Origin of the sequence: Aerococcus tenax, assembly GCF_003286645.3 — a bacterium.
Taxonomy (GTDB): domain Bacteria; phylum Bacillota; class Bacilli; order Lactobacillales; family Aerococcaceae; genus Aerococcus; species Aerococcus tenax.
The window spans coordinates 639,413-654,201 of sequence record NZ_CP127382.2; the positions used below are offsets into that span (position 1 = coordinate 639,413).

Sequence of the window (14,789 nt, forward strand, 5' to 3'; positions counted from 1 at the left end):
ATGTAAGAAATGTAGAGAGGAGAGGGATATGCTCACAGACTACTTCCTACCGACCTGGTTGGTAGATACAATTTATTCCATTTCTCCCCAAGCCCTAAAGAGCTTGAGTGTGAAAGGGATAATAACTGATTTAGATAATACCTTAATTGCCTGGGATTTTCCGGATGCTACCCAGGAATTGATTGAATGGGTCAAAGAGATGCAAGAAAATGGCATTGAGGTCATGATTTTATCCAATAACAATGAACAGCGGGTAAAACATGTCGCAGATCAATTACAAGTTCCATACTATTCAGCAGCTTTTAAACCCTTTCGCAAGGGAATAAGACATTTATTGAAAATTTCCGGCTTAAAAGAAGAAGAAGTTATTATCATTGGCGACCAGCTATTGACTGATATTTTTGTGGCCAACCGGCAAGGCTTGCGCAGTGTCTTGGTCCGACCGGTGACCAACAGTGATAGTGTAGTCACGCGGATAAACCGTCGTATCGAAAGCTTTGTCTTTAATGGACTAAAAAGACGCTATTCAGAATTAAAGTGGAGGGATCGGATTGACTGAGGAAGTCCTTTATTGTATTGGTTGTGGAGCGAGCTTGCAAACAGACCAGCCCAAGGAGCGAGGCTATACTCCAAAAAGTGCCTATGATAAGGGGGTAGAAAGTGGCGAGCTCTATTGCCAACGCTGTTTTAAATTGCGCCACTATAACCAATTAGAAAAAGTCCAAATGACCCCAGCAGAATTTAGGCAGATTTTACATGAGATCAGTGAGGACGATGCTTTAATCGTCAATGTCATTGATATTTTTTACGTACAGTCTACCATTATTCCGGCCTTAGAACGTTTAGTGGGAAATAATGATATTGTATTTGTAGCGAATAAAGTTGACCTGCTCCCTAGTGATGTCAAAAGCAGTAAAATTGAAGCCTGGCTGAAGAAATATTTAAAGGACCAAGGTTTTAAAGCTAGAAATGTCTTCCTAACCTCTGCCGTCAAAAATAAAGCCATAGATGATCTCTTTAGCTTTATTGACCAACACCGCAAGGGCCGCAATGTCTACATTGTCGGAGTAAGTAATGTGGGGAAATCGACCTTAATTAACAGTATGCTCAGGGCCCAAGGCTTTAGCGATAGTGTCATTACCACCAGTCAATTTCCAGGAACTACTCTAGATTTGATAAAAATTCCTTTTGATGAAGCGAGTGACTTAATTGACACGCCTGGTATTCTTAAGGACAGTCAAATGACCACTTTACTGGATTATAAGAGTATTGAGCAAATCCTCCCCCAAAAACGGATAAAGCCGAGAACCTTTCAATTAAATCCGGGTCAGAGTTTATTCCTAGGGGGAATGGCTCGCTTTGACTACTTAGAAGGAGACAAACAGGGGGTAACAGTTTACTTGAGTAATCAAGTGGACATTCACCGTCGGAAAACTGAAGGATCTGATGAATTCTTAGCCAAGCACCAAGGAGACTTACTCACTCCGCCAAGTGCCAGTGAAGTTGAGCGATTTTCCGATCTTGTTGGTCAGGTCTATACCATTAAGGAGCCATGTGATTTGGTTATTGCTGGCCTAGGTTGGCTAAGTATCAAAAAACCAGGAAAAGTAGCTATTTATGCACCTAAAACAGTCGATATTTTTCAAAGAAAACCACTTATTTAGGAGGAAATATGCTAATTAATAAACAAAAAAAGGCAATCAAAAAAGCAGCTCATCATGAGAAGGCCATTTTGCAAATTGGAAAAAACGGTTTAAAAGATGAGTTAATGGAACAAATTGACCAAGCCCTAGAGAAGAGAGAGCTAGTTAAAATCTCGGTTTTACAAAATGCCGGGATTGAGACCGACCAAGCTCTTGAAGCCATTGACCAGACCCTAGCGCCTCAATTCGTTTATAGTATCGGACACACTATCGTCCTCTACCGGACTTCCTCAGAGGAAAAGAATCAAAAGCTATCGAAAGAAATTCGCGCCTTAAAAAATAAAGGAGTGTAACGAATGGCTGAAAACAGGCAAAGACAAGGGAATTACAGCTGCCAAGTCCTTGAAAAATCCCAGGAAAGCAGTTCGGCAAAAAAAAGAATTGGTCTTTTAGGGGGAACCTTCAATCCCATTCACCAGGGGCATTTGATGGTGGCTGAACAGGTCTATGAAAAGTTATGCCTGGACCGCGTGGACTTTATGCCTAGCAATCTTCCGCCCCATGCCGAGCATAAGGAGACCATTGCTGCCGACAAACGTTTGGCCATGCTAGACCTTGCCATCCAAGCAAATGACCACTTTGCAATAGAAAAAATTGAGCTGGATCGTCCCGGTAAATCCTATACTTACGATACCATGGATATCTTGACTACTCTCCACCCTGACAATGAGTATTATTTTATTATCGGCGGTGACATGGTGGAAAACCTCCCCAAGTGGTACCGGGTTGAAGAATTAATGCAGCTTTGTCATTTTGTCGGGATCCAAAGACCTGGCTATGATATGCCGAGTGATTATAATATTATCTATGTCGATAGTCCTCAAATTGATATTTCTTCAAGCTATATACGTCAAAGCGTCAATAAGGGATCCAGCATCCGCTACTTATTGCCTGAAGCGGTCAGAGACTATATTGATAAGGAAGGGTTATATCGTGACTAAAGAAATAAGTTATTCCCACAAATACATTGTGGCTAGTCGTGAAGACTTAATTAAGGCGTTAAAGAATAATTTATCAAAGGATCGTTTTGAACACTGTTTACGGGTGGAGTCCACCGCTATAGAACTCGCCCAAAAATATCAGTTGAATTGGGAGCGGGCAGGGATAGCTGGCTTGCTCCATGACTATGCTAAAGAAGACAGCCTAGCCACATTAAAGGCTTATGCTCATTTTCCTGGTTTTGATGCAGAGTGGGTGAACTATGGTAATGCGATCTGGCATGGGCCCCTAGCAGCGATGAAGGCTGTGGATGAATTTGGTCTCCACGATCTAGAAATTTATTATGCCATTTATAAGCACACCACTGGAAGTATTGACTGGACCGATACGGCTAAGTTAGTCTTTTTAGCAGACTACATGGAGCCAGGCCGCGACTTTCCTGGTGTGGATCAAGCTCGAGCTTTAACTGAGCAATCTCTCGATTTGGCAGTGGATTATAAAATTAAGCAAAACCTAAAACATCTGCTTGAAAAGGGACAAAGTATTTATCCTGAAAGTTTAGCGGTATATAATGCTTGGATTAATAAGAAAGGAAAGAGTGAATGACTAATCAATTAAATCGTCCGTTAATGGAGCTTATTGTAAAGGCAGCTGATGATCGTTTAGGGCAAGACATTGTCGCTTTAGAAGTTAACCAATTGACCCCGCTGGCTGATTATTTCGTTATTGTTAGCGCTAAAAATGACCGACAAGTCAATGCCATTGTGGAAAGTATTGCGGAAGCTGTTGAAGCAGCAGACTATACGGTTAAAGGCATTGAAGGGAAAGACGGCCATGCTTGGGTATTAATTGACTGTGTGGATGTCATTGTCCATGTCTTTAATAAAGAAGTGCGTAGTCATTATAATATTGAGAAATTGTGGAATGATGCGCCATTGGTCAATTTAACGGCTTTATTGGAAAATGATGATGAAGACTAACCAATATGCCTTGTTTAGTGAAGTCTACCACCAAATTTTTGACCAATCCCTCTACCAGGCCTGGCAGAATTATTTAGAAGATCAGGTTGAGACGCGCTTGACTCAGCAAGAGGGACTAAAAATTTTGGATATGGCTTGTGGAGATGGGCGCTTAACCCTGGAACTGGCCAAGGCGGGTTATGATGTGACAGGAATGGACCTGTCTGAAGAAATGTTAATCATTGCTCAAGCTGAGATGCAGGAGGCAGGGGTTTACGTTCCTTATTTTCAAGCAGATATGCGCAGCTTTAAAACCGAAACAAAGTATGACCTGATTTCTATTTTTTGTGACAGTGTCTGTTACTTAGACAGTCTAGCTGACTTAGAAGCTACCTTTAAGGCTTGCTATGAGGCCTTAGAAAAGGGTGGCCTCTTGCTTTTTGATATCCATAGTTCTTACCAGATGAATTGCATATACCCTGACTTTCAATGGGTGGATAGCTGGGATGATGCTGTTTTTACCTGGCAAAGTGACCAGCTGAGGGGGCCTAATACCATCGATCATTTATTGAATATCTTCGTTAAGGATGAGGACAGTCAACTTTACCAGCGCTTTGAGGAAGTCCATCAGGAACAAATTTGGCCCCTAGAAAACTACCAAGAAGCCTTACTCAGCCTAGGTTTTAATGATATTCAAATCACAGCAGACTTTAGCCAAGATAAACCTAGCCAAAAGAGTCGCCGCCTCTTTTTTTCCTGTAAAAAGTAAGTAGATATTTTCCAGGGGAAGACTGAGTGAGTTAAGGAGGTAAACTTAACATGACTGTCTGTGGAATGATTGTAGAATGGAATCCTTTTCATAATGGCCATGCTTATCTGATCCAACAGCTTAAGGGCCGTCAACCGGATACAGTTATCATTGCTATAATGAGTGGCAATTATGTCCAAAGGGGTCAAGCCGCCTTGCTTTCTAAGTGGCAACGAGCGGAAGTCGCTTTGAAAAATGGATGCGACTTGGTGATAGAACTTCCCTTCTGGTATGCCGTTCAACCGGCTGACTTTTTTGCAGAAGGAGCGGTAGGCTGCCTACATGCACTGGGCTGCCAGCAATTAGCTTTTGGTAGTGAGCTAGAGAATTTTGCCCCTTACCAAAAATTAGCCCAATGGGTGAGTGACCATGAAGAAACTGTGGCTTTGAAACAGCAAAATGAAGCCTTTCATGCCAATAATTATGGCAAGAGCTCGATTAGTCTCCTAGCTGATTTAGTGGCGGAAGTGCCTGAATTAAGGCGTTTAAAGATCGATTTCACTGATAACAGTAATGTCTTATTAGCCTATTCTTACGCTAAGGCCAATGCTAAGTATCAAGCGCCTATGTCCCTAACTGCAATCAAGCGACAAGGAAGTCAGCACCGAGACCAAGACATGAGCCCAGGGGCTAATTATGCTTCTAGTACCAGTATTAGAAAGGCACTGCTAGAGGACCAGGTAGACCCTCATCAGCTTGATCAGCTGATGCCCCAGGCCATGGTGGAAAAGCTTGAACTGGTTAATTACCATTCTTCCTGGTCAGCTTTATACCCCTTATTGCGTTATAAAATCTTATCTGAATCCCGTCAAAAGCTGGCAGACTATTATCAAGTTTACGAAGGCATTGAAAAAAACTTTATCGAAGCTGCTCGGAAGGAGACCTGCTATGCCGATTTTCTTAATCAGGTTACCAATAAAAAATGGTCTAAATACCGGATTCAGCGGGCACTCTTGATGATTTTTTTAGGGGTATCTGACCAGGAAATGCAGGATCATTTAAAGAAGCGCCAACCGCTTTATCTGTTAGGGGCTAATGCCAGGGGAAGAAATTATTTAAAAGGCTTAGAAATTACAGATCCATCTTCTTATGCTATGATAAACCGTGTAGGCAAGGATGAAAGTAAGGCCTGGCCTTTATGGATTCGTGTGGATGAAGTCTATCAGCGCATAGTTATGGAAAGCGAAGAAAGTCAGCTTTTCGCTCATCCTCCGATCATGTTATAAAAAATAGTGGAAAGGGAGCAAGTAGAGAAAAAGATTGTCAAGGAAATAACATTGACAAAGCGATTGAAAATCGGTATAATTTTTCTTGTTGCTTAATGGTGGTCAATGATGAAATGGTCTTTTCAAGAACTCCGTATAAAAGCCCAAGATCCCTTAAAGGTTGATAAGACCTTGGACCTTAAAGCTGATTTAATGAATAAAAATCCAGAAGTCCTCGACTTATCACCAGTAAAGGTTCAAGGGTATTTGATATACGACGATCATACAGTATTGGCTCAATTAGAAATAGCTTTAACTATAACGCTCCCATCTTCACGGTCTCTTCAACCGGTAGATGTGGCAATGCAGTTTCCAATTCGAGAACGCTATATTGAATCAGGTTGGCAAAGTGAACTTGTCCAAGACGAGGACAACTTAGTGATTGAACTTGAGGATAATACAGTGGATTTGGGGAGGGCCATTGTTGATAATATCATCACACATATCCCTCTTAAACGATTGACGCCTGATGAGTTGGAAGCAACAGAATTACCATCTGGCGACGATTGGAATTTAATGACAGAAGCTTCATTTCAAAATGATGAAAAAAAATCGGATCAAATCGATCCTCGCTTTGCCAAGTTGAAGGATCTATTGAGCGATGATACTTCTGAATCATAATCTGAAACTAATTAGGAGGTGTAATGGAGATGGCAGTACCAAAACGTAAAACATCAAAACAAAGAAAACGCAAACGCCGTACTCATTACAAGTTGGAAGTTCCAGGAATGGTTACTTGTCCAAATTGTGGTGAATACCGTAAGTCACATCATGTCTGCCCAAGTTGTGGATACTACGATGGCCAAGACGTGATGTCTAATAATGAAGATGCAGAATAATGATTCTGTTGTGAGAGGTTGGGACATAAGTTCTAATCTCTTTTTTTATTTTTAGCTTATTTCTCTCTGATCTAAGTCTTAAACAGTTTAGGTCTGTGGCTACTTAGCGAAAGGGCTTTTGCTTTTTTTGACTTTAGGTTAGTATATAGATGTCATTTTGAGAGAGCTGGCAACAGTCAGCCTATTCAATCAATCTGCTTGAGATACTATTATTAGCTTTACTTATTAAGGAGGTCAGGCAATGTCGTTTTCATGGACAGAAATTATTATTTATCTCATGCCTTTTTTAACTTTATTTTTAGCCCTTTATTTTCGTCAGTATTTAAATGATGGACGCCATATCCACTTGTTACCTATTGATGTCATGCATCCTATATTATGGCTATGCTTCCATTATTTAACTGAGACCATTTTTTATTTTTCCTTACTTCCCCTGTATTTTATTATTTTGGGGATTCTGGGGCTCTGGGGCTTGTACCAAGAGGAAAAAGGAGAGGGGGCTTTTCGCTGGACTCGTTTCTTTAGGAAACTCTCCAAGCGTCTCTTTGTTCTGACCTCTATTTCCTACTTACTTATGCTTATCGTTCGTTTTATCCAAGTTATCATTAAATAGGTCTTTTTCGTAAATACTAGAGCAAATAGCTCAGCCTAGAAAGGGAATTTTCCTTTCTAGGTTGGGCTTTTTTTCTGCCCTTTTTTAGGAAAGTGGGGGATGTGGTAAAATTTCAAAAATATTTGGGGAATAATGGAGGATTGTGGAGGATTGTGGTAAACTAATATTATCTTAGTAAGCTAGGCGGACCAGGGGCACAGAAAGGCGAAAAATTATGTTAATGGGAGAATATAAACATAATATTGATAGCAAGGGTCGCCTGATTATGCCTGCTAAATTGCGCGATGATTTAGGGGAGCGTTTTGTAATTACTCGTGGCTTGGATGGCTGTATTTTTGGTTATCCGAAAGCTACCTGGGACCTGGTCCAGGAAAAGTTAAAACAACTTCCCTTAGCTAAGAAGGATGCCCGGGCCTTTACCCGTTTTTTTTACTCGGCTGCCCAAGAGGTAGAACTGGATAAGCAAGGACGGATTAATATTCCCCAAACCTTGATCGATTTTGCCCATTTAGAAAAGGCCTGTCGCGTGATTGGTGTCAGTGAACGGATAGAAATCTGGGATGAAGGTCGCTGGCTAGCAGAAGCTGAGTCGCTTTCAGATAATTTTGAAGATATTGCAGAAAACCTGTTTGATTTTGGTCTTTAGGAGAAGGAGGCCCCTATGGCAGAAACATTTCATCATATTACGGTTCTTTTAAAAGAAACGGTAGATGCCTTAAATGTTAAAGAAGATGGTTCTTATGTAGATTGCACCCTGGGAGGCGGCGGTCATACCAGCTATCTCTTAAGTAAACTATCAGCCAAGGGCCGTCTTTATGCTTTTGACCAAGATATCCAGGCCATTAACCATGCTAAGGACCGCTTCGCTGATGCGATTGATGCGGGGCAACTGACTTTGATCCATGCCAATTTTGCTCAAATAGAAGAAGAGCTTGCCCAAAGAGGCGTTAAGCAAGTTGACGGTATTCTTTATGACTTAGGCGTGTCTTCCCCGCAATTAGATGATAGAGAGCGGGGCTTTTCCTATAAGCAAGATGCTCCTTTAGATATGCGGATGGACCAAAGTCAAACACTGACTGCTAAAGAAGTGGTTAATGAATGGTCTTACGCTGACTTAGTTCGCATCCTCAAACGCTATGGCGAGGAAAAATTTGCCAAGGCCATTGCGCGAAATATCGAAAACCACCGCCAAAAGGCTGCTATTACGCGGACAGCTGAATTAGTGGAAATTATCAAAGAAGCCATTCCCGCTCCAGCCCGCCGCAAGGGTGGTCACCCAGCTAAACGCAGTTTTCAAGCCATCCGTATCGCAGTCAATGACGAATTGGGAGCTATTGAAAGTTCCTTAAGTCAGGCTTTGCAATTGATAAAGGTTGAAGGGCGGATTGCTGCCATTAGTTTTCAGTCTTTGGAAGACCGAATTGTTAAGGTCATGTTTAAAGAGTCCAGCACTGTGGATAATCTTCCTAGCCAGTTACCCTTATTGGAAAGTCAATTGCCCCAAGCTAAGTTTCGTTTAGTAAATAAAAAGCCGATTTATCCCAGCCAGGAAGAATTAGACAAGAATTCACGGGCACAAAGCGCCAAGTTACGTGTCATTGAACGGGTATCGGAGTAATTTGAGAGGAGTCGTTAATGTGTCATCACCAGCACTTGAAAGAGAGAAAGCTAAACTTCAATATGCCCTGCCTAAGGAGGAAATTGATCATAGGTATAGTCATTCAGCAAAATCTTTAAATGGTCACTACCATGTGGAGACCTCTACTTTTTTTACGGGAAAAGATTTTTTGCTTTCAGCAGGAATGATTCTCTTTTTAATGGTGGCGATTTTTTGGCTGATTAATGCACGTTCATCAGTGGATGCTAAAAGACAAGAATTACAAAATGTGCAAAGAGAAACCCAGGCCTTAAAAACGGAAAAAGGTAATCTCCAACAAGAAGTTAATGAACTATCTAGTTATGAAAGAGTTATGCAGTATGCTAAGGACAACGGCTTGAAGCTAGAAGAAGAAAATATAAGGAATGTCACCAATGAAACATCAAAATAGCAAGCAAAACCGTTTACAATTTCTGCATATCATGATGCTTTTGGTTAGTTTTATTTTTGTCCTCTTTGTAGGGAGACTGGCTTATATCATGCTGGGTGGAGAAGTTGATGGGGTGGACTTAAGAGCAAGTGCACAGCAACAATATGGAAGAAGTAGTATTCAATTGGCTAAACGTGGAACCATCTATGATGTTGGTGGCAACGCGATAGCTACGGATGCTACTTCTTATAATTTATACGCTGTTTTAACCTCCGCTTGGGCCGATGAAGGCGCCGAACCCATCCATGTTCCTGATGATCAAAAAGAGCACACAGCAGAAGTTTTAAGTAAGCATATTGATATGTCAAAAGAAGACATTCTCAAACAATTAAACACGGAAAATGCCACCCAAATTGAATTTGGCCAAGCTGGGAAAAACCTTTCTTATGCGAAAATGCAAGAAATTCAAAATGAAAACCTGCAAGGGATCCACTTTGACCCCCAACCTTCCCGCCTATATCCGTCGGGAATCTTTGCCTCTCACGTGATTGGTTATGCCCAATTTCAAGAAGCAGAAAATCCCCTGGATAGTCGCCTCGTGGGGCAATTAGGCTTAGAGAAGAGCTTAGACTCCCATCTGGCAGGAAAGAATGCTATCAAAGATTACCAGGCTGGCCATGACCAAGTCGCTGTCAATGATGCCAATAGTGATGATGAAGCGGCTAACAGTGAAGCTAAAGATGGCTTAGATGTCTACACGACCATCGATACCCGTTTACAAACCTACCTAGAGGGTTTGATGTCTAACATCTATGATAATTACCATCCTGAATCGATGACAGCCATGTTGGTTGAGCCTTCTACTGGGAATGTTCTCGCAGCTAGCCAACGACCGACTTTTAACATGCAAACCCGCAAAGGGATTGAAGATATGTGGACCAATCTTTTGGTTGGCGAAGCCTTTGAACCCGGGTCAGTCATTAAGGTTTTAACCATTGCTGCTGCTATCGAAGAAGGGGTTTTCGATCCTGATGCTACCTACCAATCGGGGAGTATTATTGTGGATGGTATCCGCATTAGTGACTGGAATAAGGTCGGTTGGGGAACGATTACCCAGTTAGAAGGATTATCCCAATCATCTAACGTGCTTGTGGTAAAATTGGTGCAAGCCATGGGCTATGATACCTGGCATAAGTATATGGTGGAGTTTGGATTAACTCAGAAACCTAATTCAGGTTTTGCTGATGAAATAGCGGGTTCGATGAATTATGATGAAGAACTCCAAAAGGCCAATACCGCTTTTGGACAAGGAATTCAAGTCACGCCTTGGGCCCTAATGCAAGCCTATACCGCAGTAGGAAACGGCGGCAAGATGATGAAATTACATGTGATTGACCGCCTAGAAAAAGAAGATGGCAGTATTGAAGTGGTCAAACCAGAAGTGATTTCCTCACCGATTTCTGAAGAAACCGCTCAAAAAACCCTGAAAGCCTTGGAGTCCATCGTCTATGCCCCAACTGGTACTGGTAAAATCTATGATGTTGAAGGTACCCGCCTAGCGGTTAAGACTGGGACAGCAGAAATTTTTGACGAAAAAGCGGGTCGTTACTTATCCGGTGAATCGAATTATTTACATTCAGTTGTCGGCTTTGCACCTTCCGATCATCCCCAATATATTTTATACTTAACCCTAAAGAAACCATCTCCGACAGCAGGAAAGTTGGCCCAGGTACAGCTTTCAGAAATCTTTGTTCCCTTTATGAAACGGGCGATGGAATATGGGAAGTTAGACCAATCCGACCAAGCCCATTTAACAGCAGTGCCTAATGTGGTTAACTCCAGTATCCAAAGTGGTCAGCAAACCATGCAGGGAAATGGCTTTGTCAACGTTGAGGTGATTGGTGACGGGGATAAGGTGATTGAACAATTTCCCCAAGCGGGTACCAGACGGTCTTTAGATAATCGTGTTTATCTCTTAACTAATGGGCAAGTGGAAATGCCTAACTTCCTTGGCTTAGAAAAGACGGAAGCTATTACCTTAGCACGTTTGTTAGGAATTAATCTCAAAGTGAATGGTGAAGGTAAAGTGATCAGTCAAAATATTGAACCTGGTCGACCAATTTCTGATGGCCAGGGGCTTACTGTAGAATTACAATAATGAGAACGGGAGAATCATTTATGCTATTTACCTTTATATTGAGTTTTTTAATAACGGTTATCTTAATGCCGATCTTTATCCAATGGATGCATGCTAAACAATTTGGTCAGGAAATTTTAGCCATTGGTCCCAGCTGGCACAAGCAAAAAAGTGGTACCCCCACTATGGGAGGGTTAGTTTTTCTCTTTGCTAGTTTGTTGGCCTTGACAATTCATAAACTTTGGCATTCGTATTTTTCTCTTCCTTTAGTTACTTTAATGCTTTCTTTGATTCTTTTTGCTGGAATCGGTTTTGTGGATGACTTTTTGAAAATTTTCAAAAAACAAAATGAAGGCCTTACATCGAAGCAAAAATTTCTATCTCAGCTTATGGCCTCGGCCGTTCTGATTCTGGCCATGTATTTTTCGGGGTTAAATTTTTCCTTACCGCTTCCCTTTGGCTATAGTACATCCTCATTTTTAGTGGTCTTTATTTTTGCGGTTTTTTGGATCACCGGTTTTTCAAATGCTTTCAATCTCACCGATGGGATTGATGGTTTAGCCAGTGGTAACGGAATTATTAGCTTAACTGCCTATCTCATTATCTTTTTAAAACAAGGGCAGATGGACCTGGCGCTTTTCAATGTTGCCTTGATTGCTTCTTTGTTTGGTTTTCTAATCTTTAATATGAAAACTGCTAAAGTCTTTATGGGTGACGCTGGTTCATTGGCAATTGGCGCTAGCTTAGCGGTGATTAGCTTAATGAGTGGAAATCCTTGGAGTTTACTAGTTTTCGGTTTTATTTACGTCGTGGAAACGGCTAGTGTCATGATTCAAGTCACTTATTTCAAAAAGACTGGTAAGCGAATCTTTAAAATGACCCCCATCCACCACCATTTTGAAATGGAAGGTTGGAGTGAATGGAAAATTGACTTTGTTTTATGGGGCATTGCTGCAGCTTTAAGTGTTATCGGAATTTTTATTTTTTAGGAGTATATTATGGAGCAAACATCTAGTAAGCAAACAGTAAAGAATAAAAAAGTTTTGGTCTTAGGCTTGGCCAAAACGGGTCTGAGTGTGGTTAAGAAACTCGCTGCCGAAGGTGCGATTGTGACTGTCAATGATAAACAGCCCCTAGATGAGAATAAAGCCGCCCAAGATCTCATTGAGCATAATGTTCGTATTATTTCTGGCTATCATCCTATTGAACTCCTAGACGAGGACTTTGCTTTTATGGTCAAAAATCCTGGCATTCCTTACAGTAATCCTATGGTTCAAAGAGCCCAAGAGCTAGATTTACCGATTTATACTGATATTGAACTTTTAGCCTGGTTTAATCAAGCAGAAGTCATTGGTATTACCGGATCAAATGGTAAGACAACCACCACTTCTTTATTGGGAGAGATCTTACAAGGAGCTAAGGAATTAACCGGAAAAACGGAAGTAGCCGGTAATATAGGTATTCCGGCCTTAACCGCCAGCCAAGGCTTAAGTTCTCACGACCGCTTAGTGTTAGAATTGTCCAGTTTTCAATTAATGGGAATTGAAACTTTTCGTCCCCATATTGCAGCCATTATTGACCTTTACCCCACCCACTTAGACTACCATGGAAGTATTGAAAATTACCTTGCTGCTAAATGGCGGATTACTAAGAACCAAGGAACGGACGATTACTTACTATTAAACTATGACCAAGAAATTCTTTGGCAAAAGGCTAAGGAAAGTTCTGCCCAAATTATTCCGATTTCTATAGAAAGTGAGTTGGAAAAAGGGGCATGGTATAATGAAAAAGAAGGGGCCCTAATGTGGGGGAGTGAGACGGTCTTAAAACGAGAAGACCTCTTCTTACCTGGAAAACACAATGTTCAGAATGCCTTAGTCGCTCTTGCCATCGCTAAATTATTAGGCGTAAGCAATGCAAGTATCCAAGCAGCTTGTTCACAATTTCATGGGGTCAAACACCGGATTCAATTTGTTGATCAAATAAAAGAACGCCGCTTTTACAATGATTCTAAGGCGACCAATAACGAAGCCAGCATCACAGCCTTACGCAGTTTTAAAGAGCCCTTAGTATGGATAGCTGGTGGCTTGGATCGGGGAAATGGTGTGGAAGAACTATTAAAAGAGCTAGGTCAGGTGCATGCCCTAGTAGCTATGGGAGAAACCCAGGACAAATTTGTTGATCTCGCTAATAAGGCAGGAATTTCTCAAATTAGTGTCGCTAAAAATATTGAGGAAGCGACTCAAGCCGCATATCGTTTAAGTCAGCCAGGAGACGTGATTCTTTTATCTCCTGCTTGTGCGTCTTGGGACCAATACCCTAATTTTGAAGTGCGCGGTCAACGCTTTATCGATGCAGTAGCAGAATTAAAGAAACAGGAAAGCTAAAAAGGAGTTTTACTATGCGAATCGTTTTATCTGGTGGTGGTACAGGCGGGCATATTTATCCAGCCTTAGCACTGAGGAAAGAAATTTTAAAGCAATACCCCCAAGCGGAATTCCTCTATATTGGAACAGAAAAGGGTCTTGAAGGGAAAATTGTTCCTGATTTGGGCATTGACTTTCAGACGATTAGAATCCAGGGGCTAAAACGCTCACTTTCCTTTGACAATGTGCGCACTCTAGCTTACATGATCAAAAGTATTCATCAATGTAAAAAATATTTAAAAGCTTTCCAACCAGATGTGGTGATTGGAACAGGTGGCTATGTTTGTGCACCGGTTCTTTACCAAGCCGCTAAGATGAAAATTCCAACGATTATTCATGAACAAAATAGTGTTGCTGGGGTCACCAATAAGTTTCTCAGTCGCTATGTTGATAAAATTTGTATTTGCTATCCTGAGGTCAAGCAAGATTTTAAACATCACAAAAATAAGGTGGTCTTTACCGGAAACCCTAGGGCCCAAGAATTAGCTGGAGATAGTTCTCAAGTTGATTTAGATAGCTTTCAATTAGATAATGACCTGCCAACAGTGCTTATCTTTGGCGGAAGCCGGGGGGCACAACGGATCAATGAAGTGGTTTTGGACATGGTGGGTGAACTACAACACCGGTCCTATCAAAGCATTATTGCTACTGGCGATATTTACTATGAGGATTGGCAGGCTCGTTTTCCTAATATGGAGAATTTTTCCAATGTTAGAATCCTGCCGTATATCAATAATATGCCTGAACTTATGCGTAAGGTAGACTTAGTTGTTTGTCGGAGTGGAGCAACGACGCTCACCGAACTGACGGCAGTCGGTACACCAAGTATCTTGATCCCTAGTCCTAATGTAACCAATAACCACCAACAGCATAACGCTGAAAGCTTGGTCAACAACCAAGCTGCCAAAATGATCCTAGAAAAAGACCTCAGCCCTAAACGGTTACTGCAAAATATTGATGAACTAATGACTAATCCGGGTAAGCGCATCCAAATGAGTCACCAAGCGAAAAACTTAGGCGTACCTGATGCTAGTGATCGGATTATTCAAGTTATTAAAGATCTGCTTTAAAAG

At 41.4% G+C, this 14,789-nt stretch carries 18 protein-coding genes; all 18 read left to right on the forward strand.

What is annotated here, in order from left to right; genetic code table 11:
- The first annotated feature begins 28 nt into the window (after positions 1–28).
- Positions 29–559: a YqeG family HAD IIIA-type phosphatase gene (locus DBT50_RS02875; protein WP_013669417.1), complete on the forward strand. Its 531-nt coding sequence runs from the start codon at positions 29–31 to the stop codon at positions 557–559.
- Positions 552–1,664, forward strand: coding sequence for a ribosome biogenesis GTPase YqeH (yqeH, locus tag DBT50_RS02880; RefSeq protein WP_111851718.1), 1,113 nt, complete (start codon positions 552–554; stop codon positions 1,662–1,664). The genes DBT50_RS02875 and yqeH overlap by 8 nt, the downstream gene beginning before the upstream one ends.
- Positions 1,665–1,672: 8 nt before the next feature.
- Positions 1,673–1,996 carry a ribosome assembly RNA-binding protein YhbY gene (gene yhbY, locus DBT50_RS02885; protein WP_060777983.1) on the forward strand — a complete coding sequence of 108 codons (324 nt, stop codon included), beginning with the start codon at positions 1,673–1,675 and terminating at the stop codon, positions 1,994–1,996.
- 3 nt (positions 1,997–1,999) lie between these two features.
- The gene (locus DBT50_RS02890) at positions 2,000–2,644 is read left to right on the forward strand and encodes a nicotinate-nucleotide adenylyltransferase (RefSeq protein WP_111851717.1); all 645 of its coding nucleotides are present in this window, start codon (positions 2,000–2,002) and stop codon (positions 2,642–2,644) included.
- A complete protein-coding gene (gene yqeK, locus DBT50_RS02895) occupies positions 2,637–3,248 on the forward strand; it encodes a bis(5'-nucleosyl)-tetraphosphatase (symmetrical) YqeK (RefSeq protein WP_111851716.1) in 612 nt (203 codons plus the stop codon). The genes DBT50_RS02890 and yqeK overlap by 8 nt, the downstream gene beginning before the upstream one ends.
- Complete coding sequence (gene rsfS / locus DBT50_RS02900) at positions 3,245–3,622, forward strand: ribosome silencing factor (protein WP_013669212.1); 378 nt, start codon at positions 3,245–3,247, stop codon at positions 3,620–3,622. Before yqeK ends, rsfS begins: the two co-directional genes overlap by 4 nt.
- Entirely contained in the window at positions 3,612–4,370 is a 759-nt protein-coding gene (locus DBT50_RS02905) for a class I SAM-dependent DNA methyltransferase (RefSeq protein WP_181566038.1), read from the forward strand. Before rsfS ends, DBT50_RS02905 begins: the two co-directional genes overlap by 11 nt.
- A 50-nt stretch (positions 4,371–4,420) precedes the next feature.
- A complete protein-coding gene (locus DBT50_RS02910) occupies positions 4,421–5,635 on the forward strand; it encodes a tRNA(Met) cytidine acetate ligase (RefSeq protein WP_111853054.1) in 1,215 nt (404 codons plus the stop codon).
- A 108-nt stretch (positions 5,636–5,743) separates the two neighbouring features.
- Positions 5,744–6,295 (forward strand): YceD family protein, encoded by a 552-nt coding sequence (locus DBT50_RS02915; RefSeq protein ID WP_181566037.1) that lies wholly within the window; start codon positions 5,744–5,746, stop codon positions 6,293–6,295.
- 29 nt (positions 6,296–6,324) lie between these two features.
- Positions 6,325–6,513, forward strand: coding sequence for a 50S ribosomal protein L32 (gene rpmF / locus DBT50_RS02920; protein ID WP_081456691.1), 189 nt, complete (start codon positions 6,325–6,327; stop codon positions 6,511–6,513).
- Positions 6,514–6,754: 241 nt separating this feature from the next.
- A complete protein-coding gene (locus tag DBT50_RS02925) occupies positions 6,755–7,126 on the forward strand; it encodes a DUF3397 domain-containing protein (RefSeq protein ID WP_111821222.1) in 372 nt (123 codons plus the stop codon).
- 214 nt (positions 7,127–7,340) lie between these two features.
- On the forward strand, positions 7,341–7,772 hold the full coding sequence (mraZ, locus tag DBT50_RS02930) for a division/cell wall cluster transcriptional repressor MraZ (protein WP_070559269.1): 432 nt from the start codon (positions 7,341–7,343) through the stop codon (positions 7,770–7,772).
- Positions 7,773–7,787: 15 nt separating this feature from the next.
- On the forward strand, positions 7,788–8,744 hold the full coding sequence (gene rsmH, locus DBT50_RS02935; RefSeq protein WP_111851711.1) for a 16S rRNA (cytosine(1402)-N(4))-methyltransferase RsmH: 957 nt from the start codon (positions 7,788–7,790) through the stop codon (positions 8,742–8,744).
- 19 nt (positions 8,745–8,763) lie between these two features.
- Positions 8,764–9,174 (forward strand): cell division protein FtsL, encoded by a 411-nt coding sequence (gene ftsL, locus DBT50_RS02940; RefSeq protein WP_013668707.1) that lies wholly within the window; start codon positions 8,764–8,766, stop codon positions 9,172–9,174.
- Positions 9,158–11,311, forward strand: a complete 2,154-nt coding sequence (locus DBT50_RS02945) for a penicillin-binding protein (RefSeq protein ID WP_111851710.1) — start codon at positions 9,158–9,160, stop codon at positions 11,309–11,311. The genes ftsL and DBT50_RS02945 overlap by 17 nt, the downstream gene beginning before the upstream one ends.
- 20 nt (positions 11,312–11,331) lie before the next feature.
- A complete protein-coding gene (mraY, locus tag DBT50_RS02950; RefSeq protein WP_111851709.1) occupies positions 11,332–12,279 on the forward strand; it encodes a phospho-N-acetylmuramoyl-pentapeptide-transferase in 948 nt (315 codons plus the stop codon).
- 9 nt (positions 12,280–12,288) lie between these two features.
- Positions 12,289–13,677: a UDP-N-acetylmuramoyl-L-alanine--D-glutamate ligase gene (murD, locus tag DBT50_RS02955; protein WP_111851708.1), complete on the forward strand. Its 1,389-nt coding sequence runs from the start codon at positions 12,289–12,291 to the stop codon at positions 13,675–13,677.
- 14 nt (positions 13,678–13,691) lie between these two features.
- Positions 13,692–14,786: an undecaprenyldiphospho-muramoylpentapeptide beta-N-acetylglucosaminyltransferase gene (gene murG, locus DBT50_RS02960; protein ID WP_111851707.1), complete on the forward strand. Its 1,095-nt coding sequence runs from the start codon at positions 13,692–13,694 to the stop codon at positions 14,784–14,786.
- Positions 14,787–14,789: the final 3 nt, after the last annotated feature.